This window comes from Pseudomonas sp. Irchel s3a18 (assembly GCF_900187535.1).
Lineage (GTDB): Bacteria > Pseudomonadota > Gammaproteobacteria > Pseudomonadales > Pseudomonadaceae > Aquipseudomonas.
In genome coordinates this window covers 67,681-92,178 of the sequence record NZ_FYDV01000005.1, presented here as the reverse complement: position 1 = coordinate 92,178, position 24,498 = coordinate 67,681, and the positions used below count along the sequence as shown (strand labels likewise).

The following is a 24,498-nucleotide window of genomic DNA, read 5'->3' as shown; positions in this document are numbered from 1 at the left end:
ATGCGTTAAACAACGGCCCGCCTTTTGGTGGGCCGTTGCGCATGTAACGAATGAGATTGGCTGGCGAGTCACGCACAGCTAGCGTACAAATTGAACCACCGATCACCCGGCGCTCAAGGCTGACAATGCGACTGGCTTTCCCCTCATTGATTTTCACGGTTCTGGCCTTGCTCTTGAGTGCTGGCGTCGTGAACGCGGCGCCTCAACACGCCTTGACCGTCTACGGCGAACCGGCCAGGTACCCCGCCAACTTCAGTCATTTCGCCTACGCCAACCCGCAGGCGCCCAAGGGTGGCAGCATGCGGCGCTCGGCCATCGAAATCGGGCGTTTCGACCACGTCTTGCCGTACATCGACAAAGGCATTGGCGTGTCCCAGCTCGACGGGATGATTTATTCGCCCCTGGCTCAGCGCTCACTGGATGAGCCCTACACCGTGTACGGGCTGGTCGCGGAAAAGATGGAGCGCGCCGACGATGGCTTGTGGTTGCGCTTCTACCTGAACCCCAAGGCGCGCTTCGCCGATGGCACGCCCATTACCGCCGAGGATGTGCGCTACACCTTCGACCTGCTGATGACCCAGGGCAGCCTGCGCTACCGCACACAATTCGCCGACGTCAAAGGCGTCGAAGTCGAATCGCCGCGCACCCTGCGCTTCGATTTCAAGAACAACGAAAACCGCACCTTGCCGCTGGACATCGCCACCTTGCCGGTGTTTCCCGAGCACTGGTGGAAAACCCGCGACTTCGCCAACGGCGGCGGCTACGAAGCCCCGCTGGGCAGCGGCCCGTACCGCGTGAGCAAGATTGACTCCGGGCGCAGCATTACCTTCGAACGCAACGCCGACTGGTGGGGCAAGGACCTGCCCGTCAGCCGTGGCCTGTACAATTTCGACCACTTCAGCATCGAGTACTTCGGCGACACTGACGTCGCCCGCCAGGTCCTGCGCGGGGGCGCCTATGACTACAACCGCGAGTTCTCCGCCACCGGCTACTCCATCGGCTATGACAGCCCGGCGTTGAGCGACGGCCGCCTGCAAAAAGCCCACCTCGCCAGGCAGGCGCCGCAACCGTCCCAGGGCTTTGTGTTCAACCTGCAAAATCCCCTGTTCAAGGACCGCCGCGTGCGCCAGGCATTGGCAATGCTCTGGGACTTCGAGTGGAGCAACCGGCAGATGATGCGCGACCTGTACATCCGCCAGCAGAGCTTTTTTTCCAACACTGAGCTGGCCGCCAGGCAGTTGCCGGATGCCGGTGAGCGGGCGATTCTCGAACCCCTGCGCGGGCAGATTCCCGATGAAGTCTTCACCCAGGTGTTCGAAGCACCGAAGACCGATGGCAGCGGCCTGATCCGCGACAAGCAACTGCAGGCCCTGGCCCTGCTCGAACAGGCTGGCTGGAAAGCCGAAGGCGACCAATTGGTCAACGCCGAAGGCGAGCCGCTGGCCTTTACCTTTCTGATCAGCCAGAACGGCATGGACCGCTTGCTGCTGCCCTACAAGCGCACCCTGGCGCAAATCGGCATCAGCCTGAACATCCGCCTGATCGACTCGTCGCAATACGTCAATCGCCTGATGAGTCGCGACTACGACATGATCGTCACCGGTTTCCCGGTCACCACCTCCCCCGGGGGCGAACTGTTCAACTATTTCGGTTCGGCGGCGGCCACCGACCCAGGCTCCAACAATTACATGGCACTGAAGAACCCCGCTGTCGACACCTTGATCAGCGGCCTGGTCAAGGCCACCACCCAGGTCGACATGCTGCACCATGCCCGCGCCCTGGACCGGGTATTGCAATGGAACTACTACTGGATTCCCAACTACTACCCGCCCGGCACCTCGACGGTCTGGTGGAACCGTTTTGGCATGCCGGCGGTACAGGCGAGCAATGACGACGCCATCGAAAGCTGGTGGGAAGTGAGCCGGACCCCGCTGACCAATGAGCAGATGGCCGCCGAACGCATCAGGCGTAGTCAACCCGGAGGGCCCCATTGATGCTGGCTTACATCATTCGCCGCTTGCTGCTGATCATTCCCACCCTGGTGATCATCCTGCTGGTCAATTTCGTGATCGTGCAGGCCGCGCCCGGAGGCCCGGTCGAGCAGGCCATCGCCCACTTGCAAGGGATCGGCGGTGCCGGCCCCGGTGCTACCGGCGACGCCGTGAGCCATGGCTCACGGGCCAGCCGAGGCCTGGACCCGCAACTGATCAAGGACATCGAGAAACAGTACGGTTTCGACAAGCCCGCCGTGGAGCGCCTGTGGCTGATGCTCAAGAGCTATGCCCGCCTGGACTTTGGCAAAAGCTTCTTTCGCGGCGCCACGGTGACCGACCTGATCCTGGAAAAGATGCCGGTGACCATTTCCCTGGGACTGTGGGCGACCCTGATCACCTACCTGGTGTCGATCCCCCTGGGCATCCGCAAGGCGGTGCATCACGGCAGCCACTTTGATGTCTGGACCAGCACCGCGATCATCATCGGCTATGCGATGCCGGCCTTTCTGTTTGCCATGTTCCTGATCGTGGTGTTTGCCGGCGGCACCTCGCTGAACTGGTTCCCGGTGCGCGGCCTGGTGTCGGAGAACTTCGACCAGTTGTCGACACTGGGCAAAATCACCGACTACTTCTGGCACCTGGTGCTGCCCGTGACCGCGCTGGTGGTGGGCGGTTTCGCCACCCTGACCATCCTGACCAAAAACTCGTTTCTCAATGAAATCACCCGCCAGTACGTGGTGACCGCTCGCGCCAAGGGCCTGAGCGAGCGCCGGGTGCTCTATGGCCACGTGTTTCGCAATGCCATGCTACTGGTGGTGTCGGGCATTCCCCAGGCCTTCATCAGCGTGTTCTTCGCAGGCTCCTTGTTGATCGAGGTGATCTTCTCCCTCGACGGCCTGGGGCGCATGAGCTACGAAGCGGCCGTATCCCGGGACTACCCGGTGGTATTCGGCTCGCTGTTCATCTTCACCCTCTTCGGCTTGCTGATAAAACTCATCGGCGACCTGTGCTACACCCTGGTCGACCCGCGCATCGACTTCGCCGCGAGGAACGCCTGATGCTCAAGCTCTCGCCCCTGGCGCGCCGTCGTTTCGAGCGCTTCAAGAAGAACCGTCGTGGCTGGTGGTCGCTGTGGCTGTTCATCGGCCTGTTCCTGCTGACCCTCGGCGGCGAGTTGATTGCCAACGACAAACCGCTGGTGCTCAGTTATCAGGACACGTTGTACTTCCCGGCGTTCAAGCGCTACACCGAGCAGGAGTTCGGCGGGCAACTGCCGTTCCAGGCCGACTACCGCAGTGACTACGTGCAGAAACTGATCAAACAGGACGGCGGCTGGATGCTGTTCCCGCTGGTCCCGTTCAGTGACGACACACCGAACTACGACCTCAACCAACCGGCGCCGAGCCCACCCTCGACCGTCAACTGGCTGGGGACCGATGACCAGGCGCGCGACGTGCTGGCGCGGGTGATCTTCGGGGCGCGGGTGTCGATCCTGTTCGCCCTGGCCCTGACCTTCATCAGCGCGCTAATCGGTGTCGCCGCCGGTGCCTTGCAGGGTTACTACGGCGGCTGGGTCGACCTGCTTGGCCAGCGCTTGCTGGAGGTGTGGTCGGGGTTGCCGGTGCTGTACCTGCTGATCATCCTGTCGGGCTTCGTCGAGCCGAACTTCTGGTGGCTGCTGGGGATCATGGCGCTGTTTTCCTGGCTGGCGCTGGTGGACGTGGTGCGCGCCGAGTTCCTGCGCGGGCGCAACCTGGAATACGTCAAGGCCGCACGCGCCCTGGGCCTGACGGATCGCAAAGTGATCGTGCGGCACATCCTGCCGAACGCCATGAACGCCACCCTGAGCTACCTGCCGTTCATTCTCACCGGCGCCATCTCGACCCTCACCGCCCTCGACTTCCTCGGCTTCGGCATGCCCGCCGGCAGTGCGTCGCTGGGCGAGTTGATCGGCCAAGGCAAACAGAACCTGCAAGCACCGTGGCTGGGGCTGACGGCGTTTTTCACCCTGGCGTTGATTCTTTCGTTACTGGTGTTCATCGGCGAAGCATTGCGCGATGCGTTTGATCCGCGATCTTGATCCACGATCTTGATCCGCGATCTTGATCCACCATTTTTCAGCGGACTGTTGATATGAGCGACAACCTGATCGAAATCCGTGACCTCAACGTGGCCTTCAGTGGTCAGGCGGCGGTGCGCAACCTGTGCCTGGACATCCGTCCCGGCGAGTGCCTGGCGCTGGTGGGCGAGTCCGGCTCGGGCAAATCGGTGACCGCCCACTCGATCCTGCAACTGCTGCCCGAGTGCGGCACCGAGTCGTCCGGCAGTATTCGCTACCGAGGCCAGGAATTGATGGGCGCCGACAGTGGCACCCTGCGCTCGCTGCGGGGCGATCGCATCGCGATGATCTTCCAGGAGCCGATGACTTCCCTCAATCCGCTGCACAGCATCGAAAAGCAGATCGGCGAGACCCTGCTGGTGCACAAGGGACTGGGGGGCAAAGCGGCACAAAAACGCATTCTCGAACTGCTGGACCTGGTGGGCATCCAGAAACCCGAAGAACGCCTCAAGGCCTACCCGCACCAACTCTCTGGCGGCCAGCGACAACGGGTGATGATCGCCATGGCCCTGGCTTGCGAGCCCGAGCTGCTGATCGCCGACGAGCCGACCACCGCGCTGGACGTGACCGTGCAACGCAAGATTCTGCTGCTGCTCAAGTCGCTGCAACAACGCCTGGGCATGTCGTTGCTGTTGATCAGTCACGACCTGAACCTGGTGCGCAGCATCGCGCAGCGAGTGTGCGTGATGCGCGCCGGCGAGATCGTCGAACAGGCCGATTGCGAGCGTCTGTTCAATGCACCGCAGCACCCCTACAGCTGCGTGCTGCTGAATGCGGAACCCGAAGGTGAAGCCTTGCCACGGGACGAACGCGAAGCGGTGCTGGAGGTCGACGACCTGAGCGTACGCTTCCCGCTGGGCGGTGGCCTGTTCAAACGCAAGACCTGGTTGCACGCCGTGGATGGCATCAGCCTGAGCATTCAACGGGGCAAGACCCTGGGCATCGTCGGCGAGTCCGGTTCGGGCAAATCCACACTGGGCCAGGCGATCCTGCGCCTGCTGGACTCCGAGGGCAGCATTCGCTTTCAGGGCGAGGCCCTGGACCGTCTGAACCAGAAGCAGCTTCGGCCGTGGCGCAAAAAAATGCAGGTGGTGTTCCAGGATCCGTTTGGCAGCCTCAGCCCGCGCATGTCCGTGGCGCAGATCATCAGCGAAGGACTGGAAGTCCACAGCCAGTCCACCGCCGCCGAATGCGAGGCCCAGGTGATCCAGGCCCTCGAGGAAGTGGGCCTGGACCCGCAAAGCCGTCACCGCTACCCCCACGAATTCTCCGGCGGCCAGCGCCAACGCATCGCCATTGCCCGGGCGCTGGTGTTGAAACCGGCGCTGATCCTGCTCGACGAGCCCACCTCGGCCCTGGACCGCACGGTGCAAAAGCAGGTGGTCGCCCTGCTCCGCCAACTCCAGGAAAAACACGGCCTGACCTACCTGTTCATCAGTCATGACCTGTCGGTGGTGCGCGCCCTGGCCCACGACATGATCGTGATCAAGGACGGCAAAGTCGTAGAGCGCGGCGCCAGCCATGAGGTGTTCGATGCGCCCCGACACCCCTATACCAAAGAGCTGTTGGCGGCCGCCCACCCAGGCTGGGCATAATCGCGCCAGACCCCATCATGGCCTTCGCGCGCATGGACGATACACAGTCAGGAAATGAAACCATGAACACCACCGACAGCCTCAAGGACTACCAGCGTGTACGCCTGCTGGCGATCCGCTCGTTGTTCGAAATCATCGAGCAGTCCAGCGAAGGCACGGTCATCGTCGACGGTGATGCGAACATCGTCTGGATGAACGAGCGCTATGCCCGGCGCTTCGGCCTGGAGTCGGCCGCGGTGGCCATCGGCAAACCCTGTGAAAGCGTGATCCCCGGCAGCCTGTTGCGTGAAGTGGTACGCACTGGCCGCCCGATCTTGCTGGACATGCAGGACACGTCCAAGGAGCCGCTGGTGGTGATGCGCCTGCCGATTCACGACGATGCCGGGGCGGTGATCGGCGCCATCGGCTTTGCCCTGTTCGATGAGTTGCGCAGCCTGTCGCCGATGCTCAAGCGCTATCTGAGCATGCAGCAAGAGCTGGCCTCCACCCGTTCGTTGCTGCGTGCTCGCCAGGCCAAGTACACCTTCGCCCACTTCATCGGCACCAGCGCCGCCAGCCTGGAAGTCAAGCGCCGCGCCCGCCGCAGCGCCAGCACCGAGTCACCGGTATTGCTGCTGGGCGAAACCGGCACCGGCAAGGAATTGCTGGCCCAGGCCATTCACAGCGCCTCGCCACGGGCCCACAAAGCCTTTGTCAGCATCAACAGCGCGGCCATTCCCGAGGCCCTGCTGGAGGCCGAGTTTTTCGGCACCGCCCCCGGTGCCTTCACGGGTGCCGACCGCAAGGGCCGCTCCGGCAAATTGCAGATCGCCCAGGGCGGTACCCTGTTTCTCGACGAAATCGGCGACATGCCACTGCCACTGCAAAGCAAACTGCTGCGGGTATTGCAGGAGAAGGAATTCGAACCGGTGGGCTCCAACGAAATGATCCAGAGCGATGTGCGGGTCATCGCCGCGACCTCCACCGACCTTGAGGCGGCGATCAAGCGCGGTGAGTTCCGCGCCGACCTGTATTACCGCCTCAATGTCCTGCCGATTCAGGTACCGCCACTGCGCGAGCGTCTCGACGACCTGCCGGCCCTGAGCGAAGCCATTCTCGAAGAACTGCGCAGCCAGCATGAACTCGACCAGCAGGCCTTGGCGCTACTGGGGCAACACGCCTGGCCAGGCAATATTCGCGAACTGCGCAACGTGCTGGAACGGGCGGCGCTGCTCAGCGATGACCTGATCCTGGATGCCGACGAAATCCGCGCCGCAATCGGTGGCCTGGTTCCCGTGCCACGCACTGCCCTGGCGGCGACTGCGCCACTTGCCCATGAAACCTTCAGCGCCGCCCGCGAGCGGTTTGACCGCCAATTGATTGAAAGCACGCTGGCGCAATGCGGCGGTAAGGTGACCGACGCGGCGGCACGCCTGGGGCTGGGACGTTCGACGCTGTACAAGAAAATGCTGGCATTGGGGGTTGCCGAGTCTCAATAACGAGACTTGAGTCTATAAAACGGGACTGCTTGTTTCAGCGCCCCGCGCTCATCGCGGGCGGCCCACTCCACGCCCTCCCCCAAGCAAAATCAATGAAGCTCCGGTCGCAGAGGGCTGGCCTGCACCAAGGGTTCGAACACCCCACCTGTCTCGGATCAGAGACAAAAATAAATAAAACATCTCCAATCAGGTTTATTTCCCTTACAAATCAACAGCTTAAAAACATGGCACAAAACCCGCTATAGCGCCTTTCACACCTGCTACACCCAAAAAAAATAACAATCCCAGGAGACACACCATGAGTGTGATCATTGCCTTGGCAGCCCTCGCGCTGCTGATGCTCGCTGCTTACCGTGGCTACAGCGTTATCCTCTTCGCTCCGATTGCCGCCCTTGGCGCGGTACTGCTCACCGACCCTTCCGCCGTTGCGCCTGCCTTCACCGGGGTGTTCATGGAGAAAATGGTCGGTTTCATCAAACTGTATTTCCCGGTGTTCCTGCTCGGCGCGGTGTTCGGCAAGTTGATCGAGCTGTCGGGTTTCTCGCGCTCGATCGTGGCGGCGGCCATTCGCCTGCTCGGCACCCGCCAGGCCATGCTGGTGATTGTGCTGGTCTGCGCCCTGCTCACCTACGGCGGCGTCTCCCTGTTTGTGGTGGTGTTCGCGGTGTATCCGTTTGCCGCGGAGATGTTCCGCCAGAGCAACATCCCGAAGCGGCTGATCCCGGCGACCATCGCCCTCGGCGCCTTTTCGTTCACCATGGATGCCTTGCCTGGCACCCCGCAAATCCAGAACATCATCCCCAGTACCTTCTTCAACACCACCGCCTGGGCCGCGCCCTGGCTGGGTGTGATCGGCACGATTTTCGTGTTCTGCGCCGGCATGCTGTTCCTCCAGCGCCAGCGCAACAAGGCCCAGCGCAACGGTGAAGGCTATGGCTCCGACCTGCGCAACGAGCCGGAAACCGCCGAAGACCTCAAGCTGCCCAACCCCTGGCTCGCCCTGTCACCGCTGCTGGCGGTGGGCCTCATGAACCTGCTGTTCACCCACTGGATTCCCCAGTGGTACGGCAAGACCCATAGCCTGAGCCTGCCGGGCATGGCCGCGCCGGTGACCACCGAAATCGCCAAGCTCACCGCCATCTGGGCCGTGCAGGCAGCGTTGCTGGTGGGCATCCTGATGGTCCTGGCGTTCGGCTTTCAGGCAATCCGCGGCAAACTGGCCGAAGGCAGCAGAAGCGCGGTCAGCGGCTCCTTGCTGGCGGCGATGAACACCGCCTCGGAGTACGGCTTCGGCGCGGTCATCGCCTCCCTGCCAGGCTTCCTGGTACTGGCCGACTGGCTCAAAAGCATTCCCAACCCACTGGTCAACGAAGCAATCACCGTGACCTTGTTGGCCGGCATCACCGGCTCCGCCTCGGGCGGCATGAGCATCGCGCTGGCCGCCATGGCCAATGACTTCATCGCCGCGGCCCATGCCGCAAACATTCCGCTGGAAGTGCTGCACCGGGTGGCCTCCATGGCCAGCGGCGGCATGGACACCCTGCCGCACAATGGCGCGGTGATCACCCTGCTGGCGGTGACCGGCCTGACCCACCGCCAGGCTTACAAAGACATTTTCTGTATTACGCTGATCAAGACGCTGGCGGTCTTCGTCGTCATCGCTACTTTCTATGCCACCGGCATTGTGTGAGGCACTCATGACAACTCTTTCGGGCAAAACCGCACTGGTCACCGGCTCCACCAGCGGCATCGGGCTGGGCATTGCGCTGAGTCTGGCCAAGGCTGGCGCCAACCTGATCCTCAACGGCTTCGGCGATGCCTCAGGGGTGATCGCCGAGGTCGGCCAGTTCGGCGGCAAGGTTGGCCATCACCCCGCCGACGTCAGCGACCCGGCGCAAATCGCCGAGATGATCGCCTACGCCGAACGGGAATTCGGCGGCGTCGACATTCTGGTGAACAACGCCGGCATCCAGCACGTGTCCACCGTGGAAGACTTCCCCGTGGAGCGCTGGGATTCGATCATCGCGATCAACCTGTCGTCGGTGTTCCACAGCACCCGCCTGAGCCTGCCGGGCATGCGCGCCAAGGGCTGGGGGCGGATCGTCAACATCGCCTCGGTGCACGGCCAGGTGGGTTCGGTGGGCAAGGCCGCTTACGTCGCCGCCAAGCATGGGGTGATTGGCCTGACCAAAGTGGTGGGCCTGGAAACCGCTACCAGCAATGTCACCTGCAATGCCATCTGCCCGGGCTGGGTATTGACTCCGTTGGTCCAGAAGCAGATCGACGACCGCGCCGCCACCGGCATCGACCCACAGCAGGCGCAGCGTGACCTGCTGGCCGAGAAGCAGCCATCCCTGGCGTTCGTCACCCCACCGCAGTTGGGAGAACTGGTGTTGTTCCTGTGCAGCGAAGCCGGCAGCCAGGTGCGCGGCGCGGCATGGAACATCGATGGCGGGTGGTTGGCGCAGTAAAATATAACCCGTGACGATCGTTTCCACGCTCGCCGTCCGCTGAGGCACTCCAACGCGGGAGCGTGGGAACGATCCGGGAAAGCAACGCATGTGCAGTCATAAGAACAAGAGGCCAATCATGTCCGACATACTCTGGCAACCCAGCGCCGAACGTATCGGCAAGACCCGCATGGATGCCTTCCGGCGCTTCTGCAATCAGCAGTACCGCCTGGCCCTCGCCGACTACCCGGCCCTGCACCAGTGGAGCATCGACCGGCGTGCAGACTTCTGGCAGGCCATTGTCGACTTCTTCGCGATCACCTTCCGCCAGGCGCCCAGCGCGGTGTTGCGTGAAGGTGCGCAGATGCCCGATGCCCAATGGTTTCCCGACGCAACGCTAAACTTTGCCGAACACCTGCTGCGTCGTCGCGACAGCGCCGTGGCGGTGATCGCCCTCGGCGAAGATGGCCAGCGCGAACAACTGAGTTATGCCGACCTCGCTCAGCATGTGGCCGGTCTGCAAAAAAACCTGCAGGCAGCCGGTGTCGGCCTCGGTGACCGGGTGGCGGCGTGCATGCCCAACACCTGGCAGACCCTGGTCGGCATGCTGGCCACCACCAGCCTGGGCGCGATCTGGTCCTGTTCGTCGCCGGACTTCGGCACCCACGGCGTGGTCGACCGTTTCGGCCAGATCGAGCCGAAAGTACTGATCACCTGCGCCGGCTACCGCTATGCCGGCAAGACCATCGACCAGACGCTCAAGGTCAACGAAATCCTTGAGCGCCTGCCGTCGCTGCAGCATCTGATCATCGTGCCGTACGCCCGGCCAGAGGCACGCATCGGAGACTACAAGACCCAGGCCCGGGTAGCGCTGTGGGACGGTTTTTATCAGGCCGGTGGCGAGCCCGAGTTCGTCGCGGTGCCCTTCGCCCATCCGCTGTACATCCTCTACTCCAGCGGCACCACCGGCGTGCCGAAATGCATCGTCCACAGTGCCGGCGGCGTGTTGCTGCAACACGTCAAGGAACACGGCCTGCACGTTGACCTGGGCCCTGACGACCGGCTGTTCTACTACACCACCTGTGGCTGGATGATGTGGAACTGGCTGGTCTCGGCCCTGGCGGTCGGCAGCAGCATCGTGCTGTACGACGGCTCGCCCTTCCACCCGCAACCACAACGCCTGATCGACCTGATCGACGAGGAATCCATCAGCGTTTTCGGCACCAGCCCCAAGTTCCTGGCCACCCTGGAAAGCAACGACATCCAGCCGCGCCTGAGTCACCGCCTTGGCAGTCTCAAGGCGGTACTCTGCACAGGTTCGGCGCTGTCGCCGCAGAGCTTTGACTACGTGTATCGCGAGATCAAAAGCGACCTGTGCCTGTCATCCATGTCCGGCGGCACGGACATCGTGTCCTGCTTCGTGGCCGGCAACCCGGTATTGCCAGTGCGCCGGGGCGAAATGCAGGGCAAGGGCCTGGGCATGGCCATCGAGGTCTGGAACGACGCCGGCCAGCGGGTCATCGGCGAGAAAGGCGAACTGGTCTGCACTCGACACTTCCCGGCGATGCCCATCGGCTTTTGGCATGACCCGCAGCAGGAAAGGCTGCGTGCGTCCTATTTCAGCCAGTTCCCCGGTGTCTGGGCCCAGGGCGACTACGCCGAAGAGCTTGCCCACGGTGGCTGGTTGATCCACGGTCGTTCCGACGCGGTGCTCAACCCGGGCGGGGTGCGGATCGGCACCGCGGAAATCTACCGGCAAGTGGAAAAGGTCCACCAGGTGCTCGATTGCGTCGCCATCGGCCAGCAATGGCAGGACGACGTGCGCGTGGTGCTGTTCGTGCGCCTGCGTGACGGCGTGGAGCTGGACGAAGCACTGGAGCAGCAGATTCGTCAGGTCATCCGCGCCAACACCACGCCTCGCCATGTGCCGGCGAAAATCCTCAGGGTCGACGATATTCCGCGCACCATCAGTGGCAAGGTGGTCGAGTTGGCGGTGAAAAACGTCGTGCACGGGCAGCCGGTGAAAAACACCGACGCGCTGGCCAACCCCGAAGCCCTGGAGCAGTTTCGTGATCGCCCGGAATTGCGGGTGTGACGCTGCCAACATGACGACTGCAGTCTTTCAGATAAACCCGGTGACTGGTTTTGGGGCTGCTATGCAGCCCCGGGCGAGCAAGCAAGCTCGCCCGGGGCCTGTGTTTGCCAGCCCTGACTCAGGCGCTTCTGCGGTGCCTGTAACGAAATCCTCTCACCCATGGGACTTTTCAGCCGTTCCGGCGTCTACTTCTTCACCACGCAATAACCGACTCGACGCAGGAGCCCTTGATGAACCGACCCCCTACCGGCGACGCCCAGGCCCTGATTGCCCGACTCGACTGGTCACAAAGCCCGCTAGGGGCTGCCAGCCATTGGCCGCAGAGCCTGCGCACCGCGGTGGATATCGTGATTCACTCGCCCATGCCCATGCTGTTGCTCTGGGGACCTGAGCTGTCACAGATCTACAACGACGGATTCGCCCTGTTGGCCGGCAACAAGCATCCGCAGGCATTCGGACAACCCACGCACCTGACGTGGCCCGAGCTCGAGGATTTCACCACGCCCATCTACAGTGCCGTGCTGCAGGGCCAGGTACGCGCCTACAGCGAGCAGCGCTTCAGCCTGCAACGCGATGACCATGAAGCAGACTTCTGGCTGGACCTGACCTACAGCCCGATTCGCGACGAGCGCGGGCAGGTCGCCGGGATCCTCGTCACCGCCATCGAAACCAACGAGCGGCGACGCATCGCCCTGGAGCTCAAGCAGCGCTCGGAAGCCAGCCTCAAGGCCCAGCAGGACACCGAGCAGCGCCTGCAACTGGCCCTGGCCGCCACCGATGCGGTGGGTACCTGGGACTGGGACATTGGCGACGACCGTTTCATTGCCGACGCCCACTTTGCCCAACTGCATGGTGTCGATCCGACCCAGGCCGGCCAGTTGCCCATTACCGAATACCTGCACGGCGTGCACCCCGAAGACCGGGCCATGATCACCCGCAGCATCAAGCACTGCATCACCCACGGCACCGAGTACGCCGAGGAATACCGGCTGTTGCAGGCCGATGGCGAGGTGCGCTGGGTGTTTGCCCGGGGGCGTTGCTACAAGGATCACCATGGCCGCCCGCTGCGCTTTCTCGGTGCCGCACTGGACCTGACCGAGCGCAAGCGCACCGAACAGGCGCTGCGCCAAAGCCAGACCGAGCTGCAACTGATCATCAATGCCATGCCGGTACTGATCGGCTACGTCGACCACGAACAGCGCTTTCGCCTGAACAACAGTGCGTACCTGGACTGGTACGGCATGACCCCGCAGGAGCTGTACGGCAAGACCATCCTCGAGATCCTCGGCGACGATATCTATGCCACCCGGGTCGAGCACATCGACGCCGCGCTGGCCGGCAAAGCCTGCAGTTTCGAGGCCTACTCACCGCACCGCGACGGCCGCCCCCGTTACTCGCTGATGAAATACCTGCCGCGCTTCGGTCCCGACGGCGCGGTCAACGGTTTCTACATTTTCGTGATCGACGAAACCGAGCGCAGACAGACCGAGGAGGCCCTGCGCAACCTCAATGAAACCCTCGAGGAACGGGTCGACAAGCGCACCAAGGCCCTGGCCGAACTCAACCAGCGCCTGCAAAGCGAAATGTTCGAGCGCGAGCGAGCCGAAGACGCATTGCGTCATGCCCAGAAAATGGAAGCCGTCGGCCAGCTCACGGGCGGCATCGCCCACGACTTCAACAACATGCTCACCGGGATCATCGGCAGTCTCGACCTGATGCAGCGCTACATCGCCGACGGCCGCATCGACGAGATCGGACGGTTTGCCGATGCCGCCGTCTCATCGGCCAATCGCGCGGCGGCCCTGACCCACCGGCTGCTGGCGTTCTCCCGCCGGCAATCGCTGGACCGCCAGCCACTGAACCCCAACACTCTGGTGCATTCGCTCGAAGAGTTGATCCACCGGACCAAGGGCGAGCACATCGAACTGACATTCGACCTGGCCCCCGAGGTCTGGCCCGTCAACACCGATGTCGGGCAACTGGAAAACGCCCTGCTCAACCTGGTGATCAACGCCCGTGACGCCATGCCGGGGGGCGGAAAATTGCTGATCGAAACCGCCAACAGTTACCTGGACGGCAGCGATATCAGCACCCTCGAGCCGGTCAAGGCCGGCGACTATGTGATGCTGGGGGTGCGGGACAATGGGTCGGGCATGTCCTCACGGGTGCTGGCCAAGGCCTTCGACCCTTTCTTCACCACCAAGCCCATTGGCCAGGGCACCGGGCTGGGGCTGTCGATGATTTATGGGTTTGCCCAGCAATCGGGCGGCCACGTGACCCTCAGCAGCGAGCAGGGCCAGGGCACCACCGTGCGCCTGTATTTGCCCCGCCTGCACAACGCGCCCCAACAGGCCGCAGCCGAGGCCCAGAACCTGAGCGGCACTTTCGCCGCGGCGGGGGAATCAGTGGTGCTGGTCGAAGACGACCCGGCCGTGCGCATGCTGGTGCTCAATGTGCTGAATGAACTGGGCTACACCACCCACGAAGCCCAGGACGGCAAGACCGCCCTGCCGCTGCTGGAGTCGAACCTGCGCATCGACTTGCTGGTGACCGATGTCGGACTGCCTGGCATGAACGGTCGACAGTTGGCGGAAATCGCTCGCCAGTATCGTCCCGGCCTCAAAGTGCTGTTCATGACCGGCTACGCGGAAAAAGCCGGCGAACGCCAGGGCTTTCTCGATGAGGGCATGGACCTGCTGGCCAAACCCTTTTCCATCGAACAGTTGGCGGGCAAGATTCGCCACATGCTCCGCCATCCACACGGATATCAGGCATAATCGCGCCCCGCCGACACCACCGTTCCAAGGTACTTGCCCCATGAAAGCTCAAGCCCGCCATATTCTGGTGAAAACCTCGGAAGAGGCCGAACAGCTCAAACAACGCATCGCCAAGGGCGAGGCCTTTGATGTGCTGGCCAAGAAGTACTCCACCTGCCCGTCCGGCAAGCGCGGCGGCGACCTGGGTGAAGTGCGGCCCGGGCAAATGGTCGGGGTGATCGACGCGGTGATTTTCAAGAAGCCGCTGCGGGTGGTGCACGGGCCGATCAAGAGCAAGTTCGGCTACCACCTGGTGCAGGTGTTTTACCGCGACTGACCGTTCCACCTCCCCGCATTGACCCTGTTCAGTCCCTGGGGATCAGCGCCCCCGGCGCCTGAATCACCCGGCTCGCCAGCTGGTGTCCGGCCTCTGCCGCCTGCGCCGCAGTGCCACCACCAAGCCGACAGGCCAGGTACGCGGCGCTGAACGAATCCCCGGCAGCGGTGGTATCCACCACCCGCTCGACACGCTGTGCCGGCACTTCGAACCGCTCACCGGCACAATCAATCAGACACGGCTCGGCGCCGCGCTTGAGTACCACTTCCGGCGTACCGATCTGCTGGTAGGCGGCAAACACCGCTTCACTGCCGGAGAAATGAAACAGCGCCTGCTCGTCGTCCAGCGTCAACAGCGCCAGATCCACGTAGGGCAGTACCTGACGGTACGCCGTCCGGGCCTGCTCCACGGCGCTCCACAAACGGGGCCGGTAGTTGTTGTCGAAGACAATGCGTGCTCCCCGCCGACGCGCCTCGGCCAGGGTTTCGATGAGCCTTTTGCGCCCCTCCTCGCCCAACACCGCCAGGGTGATGCCACTGAAATACAACACGTCGTACTCCGGCAATGCCGCCAGAATCGGCACCGCCGCCGGCGTGGTAAAGCAGTCGCGCACGGCGGCTTCGTTGCGCCAGTAGAGAAAGCGCCGCTCGCCCGCTGCATCGGTCTGGATACAGTACAAACCGGGCAAGCGCCCCGGTAGCCGCTGGACCATGCCAAGGCCGATGCCTTCTTCCGACCAGGCCTGGCACATGGCATCGCTGAAACTGTCATCGCCCAGCGCGGTGACGTAGTCCACCGTGGCTCGATCACCCAACGCGCGCGACAGGTACACCGCCGTGTTCAAGGTGTCGCCGCCAAAGCTTTGTTGCAGTCTGCCGTCGGCACGCTGCTGCAATTCGATCATGCATTCGCCGATCAGGGCGATGTACGGGCCCTTCGGACCCAATGGGTTCAGGGTGTTCATGGGGATGAGTTCTCCGGTGATGAGCGGGTATCTGTCAGGGCCTCATCGCGGGCAAGCAGCGCGCCGCCCGCGAAAGCCGCACCTCGATCCGGCGCCTTAGAAGCAGGTTTCCATGCTTTCGATGACATTCAACTGCTCATCCACCAGCAACCCGGTGCGCCACTTGTCGAAGGTCAGGCACGGGTGTGACGTACCGAAGGAAATGATGTCGCCCACCCGCAACTCGACACCCGGCGCGACGTTCATGAACGCGTGCTGGTCCATCACCGCCGTGACCTTGCAGGCACCGACATCATCGCCCACCGCCGGCACCACGCCCGCCCGATACCGCAGCAATGGCACCGGCAGGCCAGCGTCATAGGCCACATCGCGCTTGCCCAGGGCAATCACCGCAAAGCCCGGCTCCGGTAACGATTGCACATGGGCCCAGACTTCCAGCGCCGGACGCAGGCCTTCGTGCAAGTCACTGCGACGGTCCAGCACGCAGCACTGCGCCTCTTTATATATGCCATGGTCGTGGGCCACATAACTGCCGGGGCGCAGTACGCTGAGGAAGCGTCCACCGGCATTCTGCGCCTCGAAGGACTCGGCGATCAGGTCGTACCAGGCCGAACCCGACGCGGTGATGATCGGCGTGTCAATGGCGAACGCGCCACTGTCCTGCAACTGTACCGCCAGGCGCACCAAGGAAGCGGCGAACTCACGGATGCCACTGACCGCATGATCACCGTGGATCACCCCTTCGTACCCTTCGATACCGGTCAGTGCCAGGCCCGGTTGAGCCTTGATGGCCTCGGCCAGCGCCAGCACCTCGGCTTCGCTGCGGCAACCGCAACGGCCACCGACCACGCCGTACTCGATCATCACGTTCAAGCGCCGGCCGCTTGCGGCGAAGAAGGCCCCGAGGTCAGCCACGTTGTCCGGGTGATCGACCATGCAATGGAACTCGAACGCGGGGTCGGCCAGCAATCCGGCGATCAACGCCATGTTCGGCGCGCCCACCAACTGGTTGGCCATCAACACCCGACGTACGCCATGGGCATAGGCAGCCTGGGTCTGCACGGCCGTGGCCAGGGTAATCCCCCAGGCGCCCGCGTCCAGCTGACGGCGGAACAGCGCCGGGGTCATGCTGGTCTTGCCATGGGGCGCCAGTTGCGCACCGCTGTTGCTGACGAACGCCTGCATCCAGCGAATGTTGTGCTCCAGCGCATCGCGGTGCAGCACCAGCGCCGGTAGGCTGACGTCACGCACCAGATGAGCTCCGGGCTGGGCCGCACCCTTTTCCACGACAGCAATATTCAAGGTACCAGGCATGTAATCACTCCTCACAGGCAGCCGCGCGCGGCGCCACTATTCGTTGATGCGACGGGCCAGGTTGTTCGCGCTGTCGATCAGCACCCGGCGATAGTCGTGGTAATTGTTCTTGGCGTCGACCCGTGGGGCGACGATGCACAGGGTTGCAATGGCCACCCCGCCCGGGTCTTTGACCGGGGCGGCGAAGCAATGGGTAAAGGTGTCGGCGACGCTGTCGAAAGAGAAGAAACCTTCGGCGCCGGCCTGACGGATCTCGGCGAGAAAACGCTCCAGCGGCAGGCGTTCGCCATCGGGCAGGATGAAGTCGTCCTCGTCGATCAGGTCGATGATTTGCTGGTCGCTCAAGTGCGCCAGCAACAGGCGCCCGGACGCCGTCCACGGGATCGGTGCGTTCTCGCCGATGTCCGAAGAGATACGAAAGTGCCGCTCACCCTCTTTCATCAATGCCACGGTGTATTTACGCCCGTTGAGCAGGCACATCTGCGCGGTCTCCCGGGTCTGGCGGACGATCTCCTGCAAGGCCTGGTCGGCCTCGCGGGTGAGGTCGAAATGGCGCAAGTGCGCCTGCCCGAGGAAGTACAACTGACGGCCCAGGTAGACATGACCCTCCTTGCCCACCGGCTCGAGAATCCGTCGCTCCAGCAATGCGGCAACCAGCTCGTAGACCGTGGATTTCGGGCTGCCGATACCACTGGCGATATCGTTGGGGCGCAGTGGCTGGCCGATTTCCTTGAGGAAATCGAGGATGTCGAATGCCCGGTCCAGGCCGCGAGCCCGACGCTTGATGGTGTCTTCGGTCATGTCAGTGAGTTCCCGCCTTCAGGCCTTTTTCTTATAGGCAACGCAGTCGATCTCGACCTTGCAGTCGACCATCATGCTCGCTTGCACGCAGGCGCGGGCCGGGGCGTGCTCGGGGCTGAAGTACTCGGAGAACACCTTGTTGAAACTCCAGAAGTCCCGCGGGTCTTCCAGCCACACGCCCGTGCGCACCACGTCTTCAAGACCGTAACCGGCTTCTTCGAGGATGGCGATCAGGTTGCGGATAGTCTGGTGGGTCTGCTCGACGATGCCACCGACAATGATTTCGCCATTCACCGCCGGCACCTGGCCGGACACATGCAGCCAGCCATCGGCTTCAACGGCACGGGCGAAAGGACGGGGCTGACCACCACCGGCGGTGCTGCCGGTGCCGTAACGAGTAATGCTCATGGGTATCTCCTGCTCGAAAAGAATCAAATCGGGCGTTGCGCAGTGGTTTCGCCAAGCGTGGCACCGTCGCCACCTGACGACATATTCCGCTATAGCGGAATACTGTATGCAATAGCGGAACAGACGACGGAAGTGTGCCACAGCCCAACGGGAAAATCCCAGCGCAATCGTTCTGTCGGTACATCAACGGCACGTGCGAAAGTTGCGACTGTTTATCACGAGCGAGAACGAAATCGGCGCTGGGCGGTTGATCGACTAAAAGAGCGCTGGGCCGTTCATCAATGCGCGGAGGTTTTCTGAGCGTACACGAGGAATAAACCACCCCGGGGTTCGTCGTACGGTCACTGAAATCATTCAGTCGCCACCACGAGCACCCCATCATGAAAACTGCCTTGCTTGCCCTGGCCCTGGTCTCCCTGAGCACCGCGGCTGCCGCCAACACCGTCGCCAGCGGCACCCCGCCGATCATGGAGGACTACAGTTTCTCGACCCGCCTGGATATCGCCGAAGTCATCTCGACGTCCGACTACAACTACTGCGGCATCGGCCCGCGAGAATTGACCTATCTGGATCACCAAGGTGTGTTGCGCACATTGCGCTATCAGGCCTTTGGCGATGGCTGCATCGACCAGAGTTGAACCTGCGCCCCGCCCCAGGTCATCACCGACTCACCAGGTGCCTAGTCAGGCTGATCGATGTGTCGATACTCGGCATCCAGGTCGCAGGCCAGGGCCTTGGCGCGCCCGAGCCGAATGGGGCCGCGTTCGATGTCGACCAACAGGCTCGGGCAGTCGAACACGGGCAGCGCCGGCCAGTGCCTGAGGCGTCCGTCGGTCAACAGCAATAGCCGCTGCTGCTCGGCCCCGAAGCGTTTCTGACGTTGCGCCAACCACTGCGCGGCCTGTTCCAGCGCAGCCAGCAACGGCGTGCCGCCGCCGGCACCCAGCGTCTGGAGCCAGTCGCGCAAACTGCCTGAGGCCTTCAGGCCTTGTACCTGCCACTTGGGTGCGCTACCACTGGCCGTCAACAAGGCCAACCGCGCGCGCTGCCGGTAAGCGTCGTCGAACAACTGCGCCAACAGGCCTTTGGCATCGCTCAGCGCCTGATGGCGGCGAGTGGAGGCCGAAGCATCGACGATCACCAGCCACACCTCATGGGGGGCACGGCTGCGCAGATGAAACAGCAGATCCTGGTAGTGACGCGGCCGACCGTTAAGCAGCGTCCCCGGCCAGTTCACCGCACCACTGCATGCTGCCCGACGCTGCCCCTGCCGGCCGTTTTTCAATCGCCCTGCCCGGGGTCTGGCATTCGCCCCCGCGTCAGATCGAGGGCGAATGCCTAAGGCTTTTTTGGCCAGCTCGGCACTTCACGACGAGCACCGGTGGGCAATGCCTGGGCGGGCATTTCACCCCACTGCCCCTGACCTTCACCAGGATTGGGCAATGGCGCGGTGGCGGTGTCTGGCGAGTGATGCTGACTCGGGGCAGACGGCGGCGTATCGCGACGCCGATGACGCAGGGCAAACTCGGCGACCGCGTCGATGTCGACCTCGCTGATGGTCGCCGCCCCCCGCCACGCAGCATGGGCCCGCGCCGCGCGCAGCCACACCAGGTCCGCGCGCAAGCCATCGACCCCGGCGGCGAAACAACGCTCGGTGATCTGCGCCAGCGCGTGGTCGTCGAGCGGGATCGTTGCCAGCGCCATGCGCGCCTGCTGGCAGCGTTCACGCAGTGCCTGCTGCGGGCTTTCCCACTGAGCGCAAAAGCCCTGGGGATCACTGTCAAAATCCAGTCGACGACGAATGATCTGTCCGCGTTCAAGGGGCGCGGTGTGACCGCTGAGGGCAACGTTCAGGCCGAATCGATCAAGCAATTGCGGACGCAGCTCGCCTTCTTCCGGGTTCATGGTGCCGATCAGCACGAAGCGCGCCGAATGCCGATGGGAAATGCTGTCACGCTCGATCAGGTTGGTGCCGCTGGCCGCCACGTCGAGCAACAAGTCCACCAGATGGTCGGGCAGCAGATTCACTTCGTCGACGTACAACACGCCGCCGTCGGCCTTGGCCAATACGCCAGGGGAAAACTGTGCCCGGCCCTCGCCCAGCGCCGCGTCCAGGTCCAGGGTGCCGACCAGGCGTTCCTCGGTCGCGCCCAACGGCAAGGTGACGAACTGCCCACTGGCCAGCAGATCCGCCAAGCCACGCGCCAGGGTGGACTTGGCCATGCCTCGCGGCCCTTCGATCAGTACACCGCCGATCTTCGGGTCGATGGCGGTCAGGCACAGCGCCAGTTTCAGGGCATCGGCGCCGACCACGGCGGACAGCGGGAAATGGGGGATGTCGGTCATGTCGGGTTTTCTCTTCATGGTCGGTAATGCCACAGGTGTGCGCGGGCGTGGGCGTGGGCGCTGCCGCTAGCCGTCTTCCTCGATATCCAGCAGCAGATTCTCCAGCGCTTCGCGGTACTCGCCCGGTTCCTGCCACATCCCGCGCTGCTGGGCTTCCAGCAGGCGCTCGGTCATGTCGCGCAGGGCGTGGGGATTATGCTGGCGGACGAACTCGCGGGTCGAGGGATCGAGCAAATAGGCGTCGGCCAGCAAGGCATACTGATGGTCGTCGATCAGCTGTGTGGTGGCGTCGAAGGCGAACAGATTGTCCACCGTGGCCGCCAGTTCAAACGCACCTTTGTAGCCGTGGCGCTTGACCCCTTCGATCCATTTCGGGTTGGCGGCACGGGAACGGATGACCCGGTTCAGCTCTTCCTTCAGCGTGCGGATCTTCGGCAGATCCGGCTGGCTGTGATCGCCGTGATAACTCGCCGCCGCTGCACCGCTCAAGCTTTCCACGGCGGCGAGCATGCCGCCCTGGAACTGGTAGTAGTCGTTGGAATCGAGCAGATCGTGCTCGCGGTTGTCCTGGTTCTGCAACACCGCCTGGACCTGGCTCAAACGCTGGGCAAACTGCTGGCGGGCAGCCGTGCCTTCATCGGCGCCGCCATAGGCGTAGCCACCCCAGTTCAGGTAGACCTCGGCCAGATCATCGCGGCTTTGCCACAAACGCCCGTCGATGGCGCCCTGCACGCCCGCGCCATAAGCCCCGGGCTTGGCGCCGAAGATGCGCCAACCGGCCTGCCGCGCAGCATCCGCTTCCGCCAGCCCCGATGCCATCAAGGCTTCACGCTCGGCGCGGACCTTGGCTGCCAGCGGATTCATGTCGTCAGGCTCATCCAGCGCGGCCACCGCTTGCACGGCGGCGTCGAACAGCCGGATCAGGTTGGCGAAGGCATCACGGAAGAACCCGGACACCCGCAAGGTCACGTCCACCCGTGGCCGGTCCAGCAGGCTCAGGGGCAGTATTTCGAAATCGTCGACCCGCTGGCTGCCCGTGGCCCACACCGGGCGTACCCCCATCAGCGCCATCGCCTGGGCGATATCATCGCCCCCGGTACGCATGGTCGCCGTGCCCCAGACTGACAGCCCCAACTGGCGCAAATGATCGCCGTGGTCCTGCAGGTGCCGCTCGAGAATCAGGCTGGCGGACTGAAAACCGATACGCCAGGCGGTGGTGGTCGGCAGGTTGCGCACGTCCACCGAGTAAAAGTTGCGACCGGTGGGTAGCACATCCAGGCGCCCGCGACTCGGGGCACCGCTGGGGCCCGCCGGGACAAACCGCCCCGCCAGGGCATCCAGCAAACCGCGCATTTCCGCCGGGCCGCAGGCATCCAGACGCGGCGCGACCACCTGGCGCAGGCTGTCGATGATTGCAGCGACCTCCGTCCATCCGGGTTGATCCAACGACAGCACGTCAGCCCCCAGGGCCTGTTCGATCAACTGCGCAGCGAACCACTCGAGGCGTTCGCGCGTATCGCCCGCGGTGCGCCACACCTCGTCGCTCAGGCTCAGCAAGGCAGCCGGCCGTGGACCGGTCCACGGATCGGACAACTCGCAATCGAGTGGGTCAAGACCCAGGGCGAAGGCCTTGGCCAGGGCGCGCAACAGACTCGACTGCGCCCCCCGCCCGTCGCCGCGCGGAATGCGCAGCAAGGCCAACAAGGTGTCGATCCGCAGACGCCCGCCCGGCGACTCGCCGAACACATGCAGGCCATCGCGAATCTGCGACTCTTTCAGGTCGCACAAATAGGTGTCCAGGCGCGGTAACCAGATCGCGGCATCCGCCTCGCTGTCGAGTCGCTCGTCCAGTTGCAGTTCGCGGTCGATATGGGTGTCACGCACCAGCTTGAGGATGTCCCGTTGCAGCTCCCGCGCGCGACGCGGGTCGAGCAGCTGGGCTTCGTAATACTCGTCGGCCAATAGCTCCAGATTGCGCAGCGGGCCATAGGTTTCGGCACGGGTCAGGGGCGGCATCAGGTGATCGATGATCACCGCCTGGGTACGGCGCTTGGCCTGGGCTCCTTCGCCCGGGTCGTTGACGATGAACGGGTAGATATTCGGCAGCGGCCCCAGCAATGCATCCGGCCAGCAGCTCTCGGACAACCCCACCCCCTTGCCCGGCAGCCATTCCAGGTTGCCGTGCTTGCCCACATGGATCAGGGCGTGGGCGCCGTAGGCCTTGCGCAACCAGAAATAGAACGCCAGGTAGCCATGGGGGGGGACCAGGTCCGGGTCGTGATAGACCGCGCTCGGGTCAACCTGATAACCGCGCGCCGGTTGAATGCCGACAAAGGTCAGGCCAAAGCGCAGGCCGGCCACCATCATGCGCCCACCGCGGAACATCGGATCGCTTTGCGGCGGGCCCCAGCGTTCCAGCACGGCGTTGCGATTGGCCTCGGGCAAGGCGTTGAACATCGCGTGGTAGTCGTCCAGCGCCAGGCTTTGCTGGCAGGGGCGCAGGTCGATCGTTTCCAGGTCATTGCTGACGCCGCCAAGCAACTGCTGGATCAACTCAGTGCCGCTGTGCGGTAAGTCGGCAGGCAGCGGGTAGCCTTCGGCGTGCAGCGCCCGCAAGATGTTCAGTGCTGCCGCCGGGGTGTCCAGCCCTACCCCGTTGCCGATCCGTCCATCGCGGGTCGGGTAGTTGGCGAGGATCAGTGCAATGCGTTTGTGCCCATTGGCCACCCGTCCCAGCTCGACCCAGCGCCGCGCCAGCTCGGCGACGAAATCCATGCGCTCGGGCTGCGCGCGGTAGCAGACCACGTCCGACTGGCTGCGCTCGCTGCGCCAGGCCAGGTCCTTGAAACTGATGGGGCGGCTGATGATCCGCCCGTCGAGTTCCGGCAAGGCGATGTGCATGGCCAGGTCCCGGGGGCCCAGGCCTTGCTCGCTGTCCCGCCAGCCCGGCTCGTTGTCCTGGGCGCAGATGGCCTGGATCACCGGGATGTTGCGACGGAACGGCCGCAGGTGCGGCGCTTCAGGGCTGGATTGGGCGAACCCGGTGGTGTTGAGAATCACCGCGGCCTGCACCTCGTCCAGCCAGTCTTCGACCACTGCCAGGCAGCCGGGCTCTTTCAGGCTGGCCAGCGCGATCGGCAGCGGGTTGAGCCCCGCCACCTGCAAGCGCTGGCAGAACACATCGATGAAGGCAGTATTGGCAGCCTGCAAATGTGAACGGTAGAACAGCACCGCCGCCACCGGCTGACCGGCCTGCCAGTCGGCTTGCCAATCGCCCAGGGTGGCGTTGCTCTTGTGCGGATGGTAAAGCGCGGTGCGCGGCAGAACCTGCGGTTCGGCCCACGGGTAATCACGGCCCAGCCAGCGACTGGCCAGGCAACGATAGAGGTCCAGGGCGTTGTCTTTGCCGCCCTGGCGCAGGAAGTGCCAAAGCCGCTCGCGGTCGGCGACTGGCACCGTACTCAGGTCGCTGAGTTCCGGATCGGGACGGTCGTCGCCCGGCACCAGAATCAGCTGCACGCCCCGCTGCGACAGTTCCACCAACCGTTGAATGCCATAGCGCCAATAGGCGATGCCGCCGTGCAACGAGAGCAGAATCACCTTGGCGTGGCGCAACACCTGGTCGACATACAGGTCGACCGAGGCATGATTCTGCACCTGCATCGGGTTGGCCAGGCGCAGGCTCGGGTAGTCCTCGGGCAGCTGCTGCGCCGCTTCGGCCAGCAGTGCCAGGCTGGAATCACCGCTGCACAGGATCACCAGCTCGGCCGGGGTCTGGCCCAGGTCGGCAATGTTGTCATCGGCGACGAAACCGCCAGGCTGGGTCCTGAGCAGGTGCATG

General features: G+C 63.6%; 18 protein-coding genes. 11 read left to right on the top strand and 7 right to left on the bottom strand.

Annotated features, from left to right (window positions below):
• Positions 1–125: 125 nt before the first annotated feature.
• The 10 genes from CKW29_RS09490 (at position 126) to CKW29_RS09445 (ending at position 14,824) form a co-directional block, all read left to right on the top strand.
• The gene (locus CKW29_RS09490; RefSeq protein WP_095143318.1) at positions 126–1,994 is read left to right on the top strand and encodes an extracellular solute-binding protein; all 1,869 of its coding nucleotides are present in this window, start codon (positions 126–128) and stop codon (positions 1,992–1,994) included.
• Positions 1,994–3,052, top strand: coding sequence for a microcin C ABC transporter permease YejB (locus CKW29_RS09485; RefSeq protein ID WP_095143317.1), 1,059 nt, complete (start codon positions 1,994–1,996; stop codon positions 3,050–3,052). Before CKW29_RS09490 ends, CKW29_RS09485 begins: the two co-directional genes overlap by 1 nt.
• On the top strand, positions 3,052–4,074 hold the full coding sequence (locus CKW29_RS09480) for an ABC transporter permease (protein WP_095143316.1): 1,023 nt from the start codon (positions 3,052–3,054) through the stop codon (positions 4,072–4,074). The genes CKW29_RS09485 and CKW29_RS09480 overlap by 1 nt, the downstream gene beginning before the upstream one ends.
• A 53-nt stretch (positions 4,075–4,127) precedes the next feature.
• Complete coding sequence (locus CKW29_RS09475; protein WP_095143315.1) at positions 4,128–5,708, top strand: ABC transporter ATP-binding protein; 1,581 nt, start codon at positions 4,128–4,130, stop codon at positions 5,706–5,708.
• 62 nt (positions 5,709–5,770) lie between these two features.
• Complete coding sequence (locus tag CKW29_RS09470; RefSeq protein WP_095143314.1) at positions 5,771–7,186, top strand: sigma-54-dependent Fis family transcriptional regulator; 1,416 nt, start codon at positions 5,771–5,773, stop codon at positions 7,184–7,186.
• A gap of 298 nt (positions 7,187–7,484) precedes the next feature.
• Positions 7,485–8,876, top strand: a complete 1,392-nt coding sequence (locus CKW29_RS09465; RefSeq protein WP_095143313.1) for a GntP family permease — start codon at positions 7,485–7,487, stop codon at positions 8,874–8,876.
• A gap of 7 nt (positions 8,877–8,883) precedes the next feature.
• Positions 8,884–9,657, top strand: coding sequence for a 3-hydroxybutyrate dehydrogenase (gene hbdH / locus CKW29_RS09460; protein WP_095143312.1), 774 nt, complete (start codon positions 8,884–8,886; stop codon positions 9,655–9,657).
• A gap of 118 nt (positions 9,658–9,775) precedes the next feature.
• Positions 9,776–11,731, top strand: a complete 1,956-nt coding sequence (locus CKW29_RS09455) for an acetoacetate--CoA ligase (RefSeq protein ID WP_095143311.1) — start codon at positions 9,776–9,778, stop codon at positions 11,729–11,731.
• A 230-nt stretch (positions 11,732–11,961) separates the two neighbouring features.
• Entirely contained in the window at positions 11,962–14,508 is a 2,547-nt protein-coding gene (locus CKW29_RS09450; protein ID WP_095143310.1) for a PAS domain-containing sensor histidine kinase, read from the top strand.
• 40 nt (positions 14,509–14,548) lie between these two features.
• On the top strand, positions 14,549–14,824 hold the full coding sequence (locus CKW29_RS09445; protein WP_007898282.1) for a peptidylprolyl isomerase: 276 nt from the start codon (positions 14,549–14,551) through the stop codon (positions 14,822–14,824).
• A gap of 28 nt (positions 14,825–14,852) precedes the next feature.
• On the opposite strand, the gene CKW29_RS09440 is transcribed toward CKW29_RS09445, so the two are convergent.
• The 4 genes from CKW29_RS09440 to CKW29_RS09425 form a co-directional block, all read right to left on the bottom strand.
• Positions 14,853–15,788, bottom strand: coding sequence for a sugar kinase (locus CKW29_RS09440; RefSeq protein ID WP_095143309.1), 936 nt, complete (start codon positions 15,786–15,788; stop codon positions 14,853–14,855).
• A 96-nt stretch (positions 15,789–15,884) separates the two neighbouring features.
• Positions 15,885–17,102, bottom strand: a complete 1,218-nt coding sequence (locus CKW29_RS09435) for an amino acid deaminase (RefSeq protein ID WP_095143308.1) — start codon at positions 17,100–17,102, stop codon at positions 15,885–15,887.
• 36 nt (positions 17,103–17,138) lie between these two features.
• The gene (locus tag CKW29_RS09430; protein WP_095143307.1) at positions 17,139–17,903 is read right to left on the bottom strand and encodes an IclR family transcriptional regulator; all 765 of its coding nucleotides are present in this window, start codon (positions 17,901–17,903) and stop codon (positions 17,139–17,141) included.
• 18 nt (positions 17,904–17,921) lie between these two features.
• Positions 17,922–18,311, bottom strand: a complete 390-nt coding sequence (locus CKW29_RS09425; protein WP_095079575.1) for a RidA family protein — start codon at positions 18,309–18,311, stop codon at positions 17,922–17,924.
• Between the two features lie 380 nt (positions 18,312–18,691).
• On the opposite strand from CKW29_RS09425, the gene CKW29_RS09420 reads away from it, so the two are divergent.
• Positions 18,692–18,949 (top strand): DUF2790 domain-containing protein, encoded by a 258-nt coding sequence (locus CKW29_RS09420; protein ID WP_095143306.1) that lies wholly within the window; start codon positions 18,692–18,694, stop codon positions 18,947–18,949.
• Between the two features lie 41 nt (positions 18,950–18,990).
• Here the strand turns inward: CKW29_RS09420 and CKW29_RS09415 are convergent, their stop codons facing one another.
• The 3 genes from CKW29_RS09415 to cobN form a co-directional block, all read right to left on the bottom strand.
• Positions 18,991–19,596: a VWA domain-containing protein gene (locus tag CKW29_RS09415; protein ID WP_095148318.1), complete on the bottom strand. Its 606-nt coding sequence runs from the start codon at positions 19,594–19,596 to the stop codon at positions 18,991–18,993.
• A gap of 53 nt (positions 19,597–19,649) precedes the next feature.
• Entirely contained in the window at positions 19,650–20,657 is a 1,008-nt protein-coding gene (locus CKW29_RS09410; RefSeq protein WP_095143304.1) for an ATP-binding protein, read from the bottom strand.
• A gap of 66 nt (positions 20,658–20,723) precedes the next feature.
• Positions 20,724–24,497, bottom strand: a complete 3,774-nt coding sequence (cobN, locus tag CKW29_RS09405; protein ID WP_095148317.1) for a cobaltochelatase subunit CobN — start codon at positions 24,495–24,497, stop codon at positions 20,724–20,726.
• Position 24,498 lies beyond the last annotated feature (1 nt).

Bases quoted from the DNA above. Each gene is read 5' to 3' on its own strand.
- CKW29_RS09420 (WP_095143306.1), top strand. From the start codon at position 18,692: ATGAAAACTGCCTTGCTTGCCCTGGCCCTGGTCTCCCTGAGCACCGCG.
- CKW29_RS09445 (WP_007898282.1), top strand. From the start codon at position 14,549: ATGAAAGCTCAAGCCCGCCATATTCTGGTGAAAACCTCGGAAGAGGCC.
- CKW29_RS09465 (WP_095143313.1), top strand. From the start codon at position 7,485: ATGAGTGTGATCATTGCCTTGGCAGCCCTCGCGCTGCTGATGCTCGCT.
- CKW29_RS09455 (WP_095143311.1), top strand. From the start codon at position 9,776: ATGTCCGACATACTCTGGCAACCCAGCGCCGAACGTATCGGCAAGACC.
- CKW29_RS09450 (WP_095143310.1), top strand. From the start codon at position 11,962: ATGAACCGACCCCCTACCGGCGACGCCCAGGCCCTGATTGCCCGACTC.
- CKW29_RS09430 (WP_095143307.1), bottom strand. From the start codon at position 17,903: ATGACCGAAGACACCATCAAGCGTCGGGCTCGCGGCCTGGACCGGGCA.
- CKW29_RS09470 (WP_095143314.1), top strand. From the start codon at position 5,771: ATGAACACCACCGACAGCCTCAAGGACTACCAGCGTGTACGCCTGCTG.
- CKW29_RS09475 (WP_095143315.1), top strand. From the start codon at position 4,128: ATGAGCGACAACCTGATCGAAATCCGTGACCTCAACGTGGCCTTCAGT.
- CKW29_RS09425 (WP_095079575.1), bottom strand. From the start codon at position 18,311: ATGAGCATTACTCGTTACGGCACCGGCAGCACCGCCGGTGGTGGTCAG.
- CKW29_RS09485 (WP_095143317.1), top strand. From the start codon at position 1,994: ATGCTGGCTTACATCATTCGCCGCTTGCTGCTGATCATTCCCACCCTG.
- CKW29_RS09410 (WP_095143304.1), bottom strand. From the start codon at position 20,657: ATGACCGACATCCCCCATTTCCCGCTGTCCGCCGTGGTCGGCGCCGAT.
- cobN (WP_095148317.1), bottom strand. From the start codon at position 24,497: ATGCACCTGCTCAGGACCCAGCCTGGCGGTTTCGTCGCCGATGACAAC.
- hbdH (WP_095143312.1), top strand. From the start codon at position 8,884: ATGACAACTCTTTCGGGCAAAACCGCACTGGTCACCGGCTCCACCAGC.
- CKW29_RS09435 (WP_095143308.1), bottom strand. From the start codon at position 17,102: ATGCCTGGTACCTTGAATATTGCTGTCGTGGAAAAGGGTGCGGCCCAG.
- CKW29_RS09490 (WP_095143318.1), top strand. From the start codon at position 126: ATGCGACTGGCTTTCCCCTCATTGATTTTCACGGTTCTGGCCTTGCTC.
- CKW29_RS09480 (WP_095143316.1), top strand. From the start codon at position 3,052: ATGCTCAAGCTCTCGCCCCTGGCGCGCCGTCGTTTCGAGCGCTTCAAG.
- CKW29_RS09440 (WP_095143309.1), bottom strand. From the start codon at position 15,788: ATGAACACCCTGAACCCATTGGGTCCGAAGGGCCCGTACATCGCCCTG.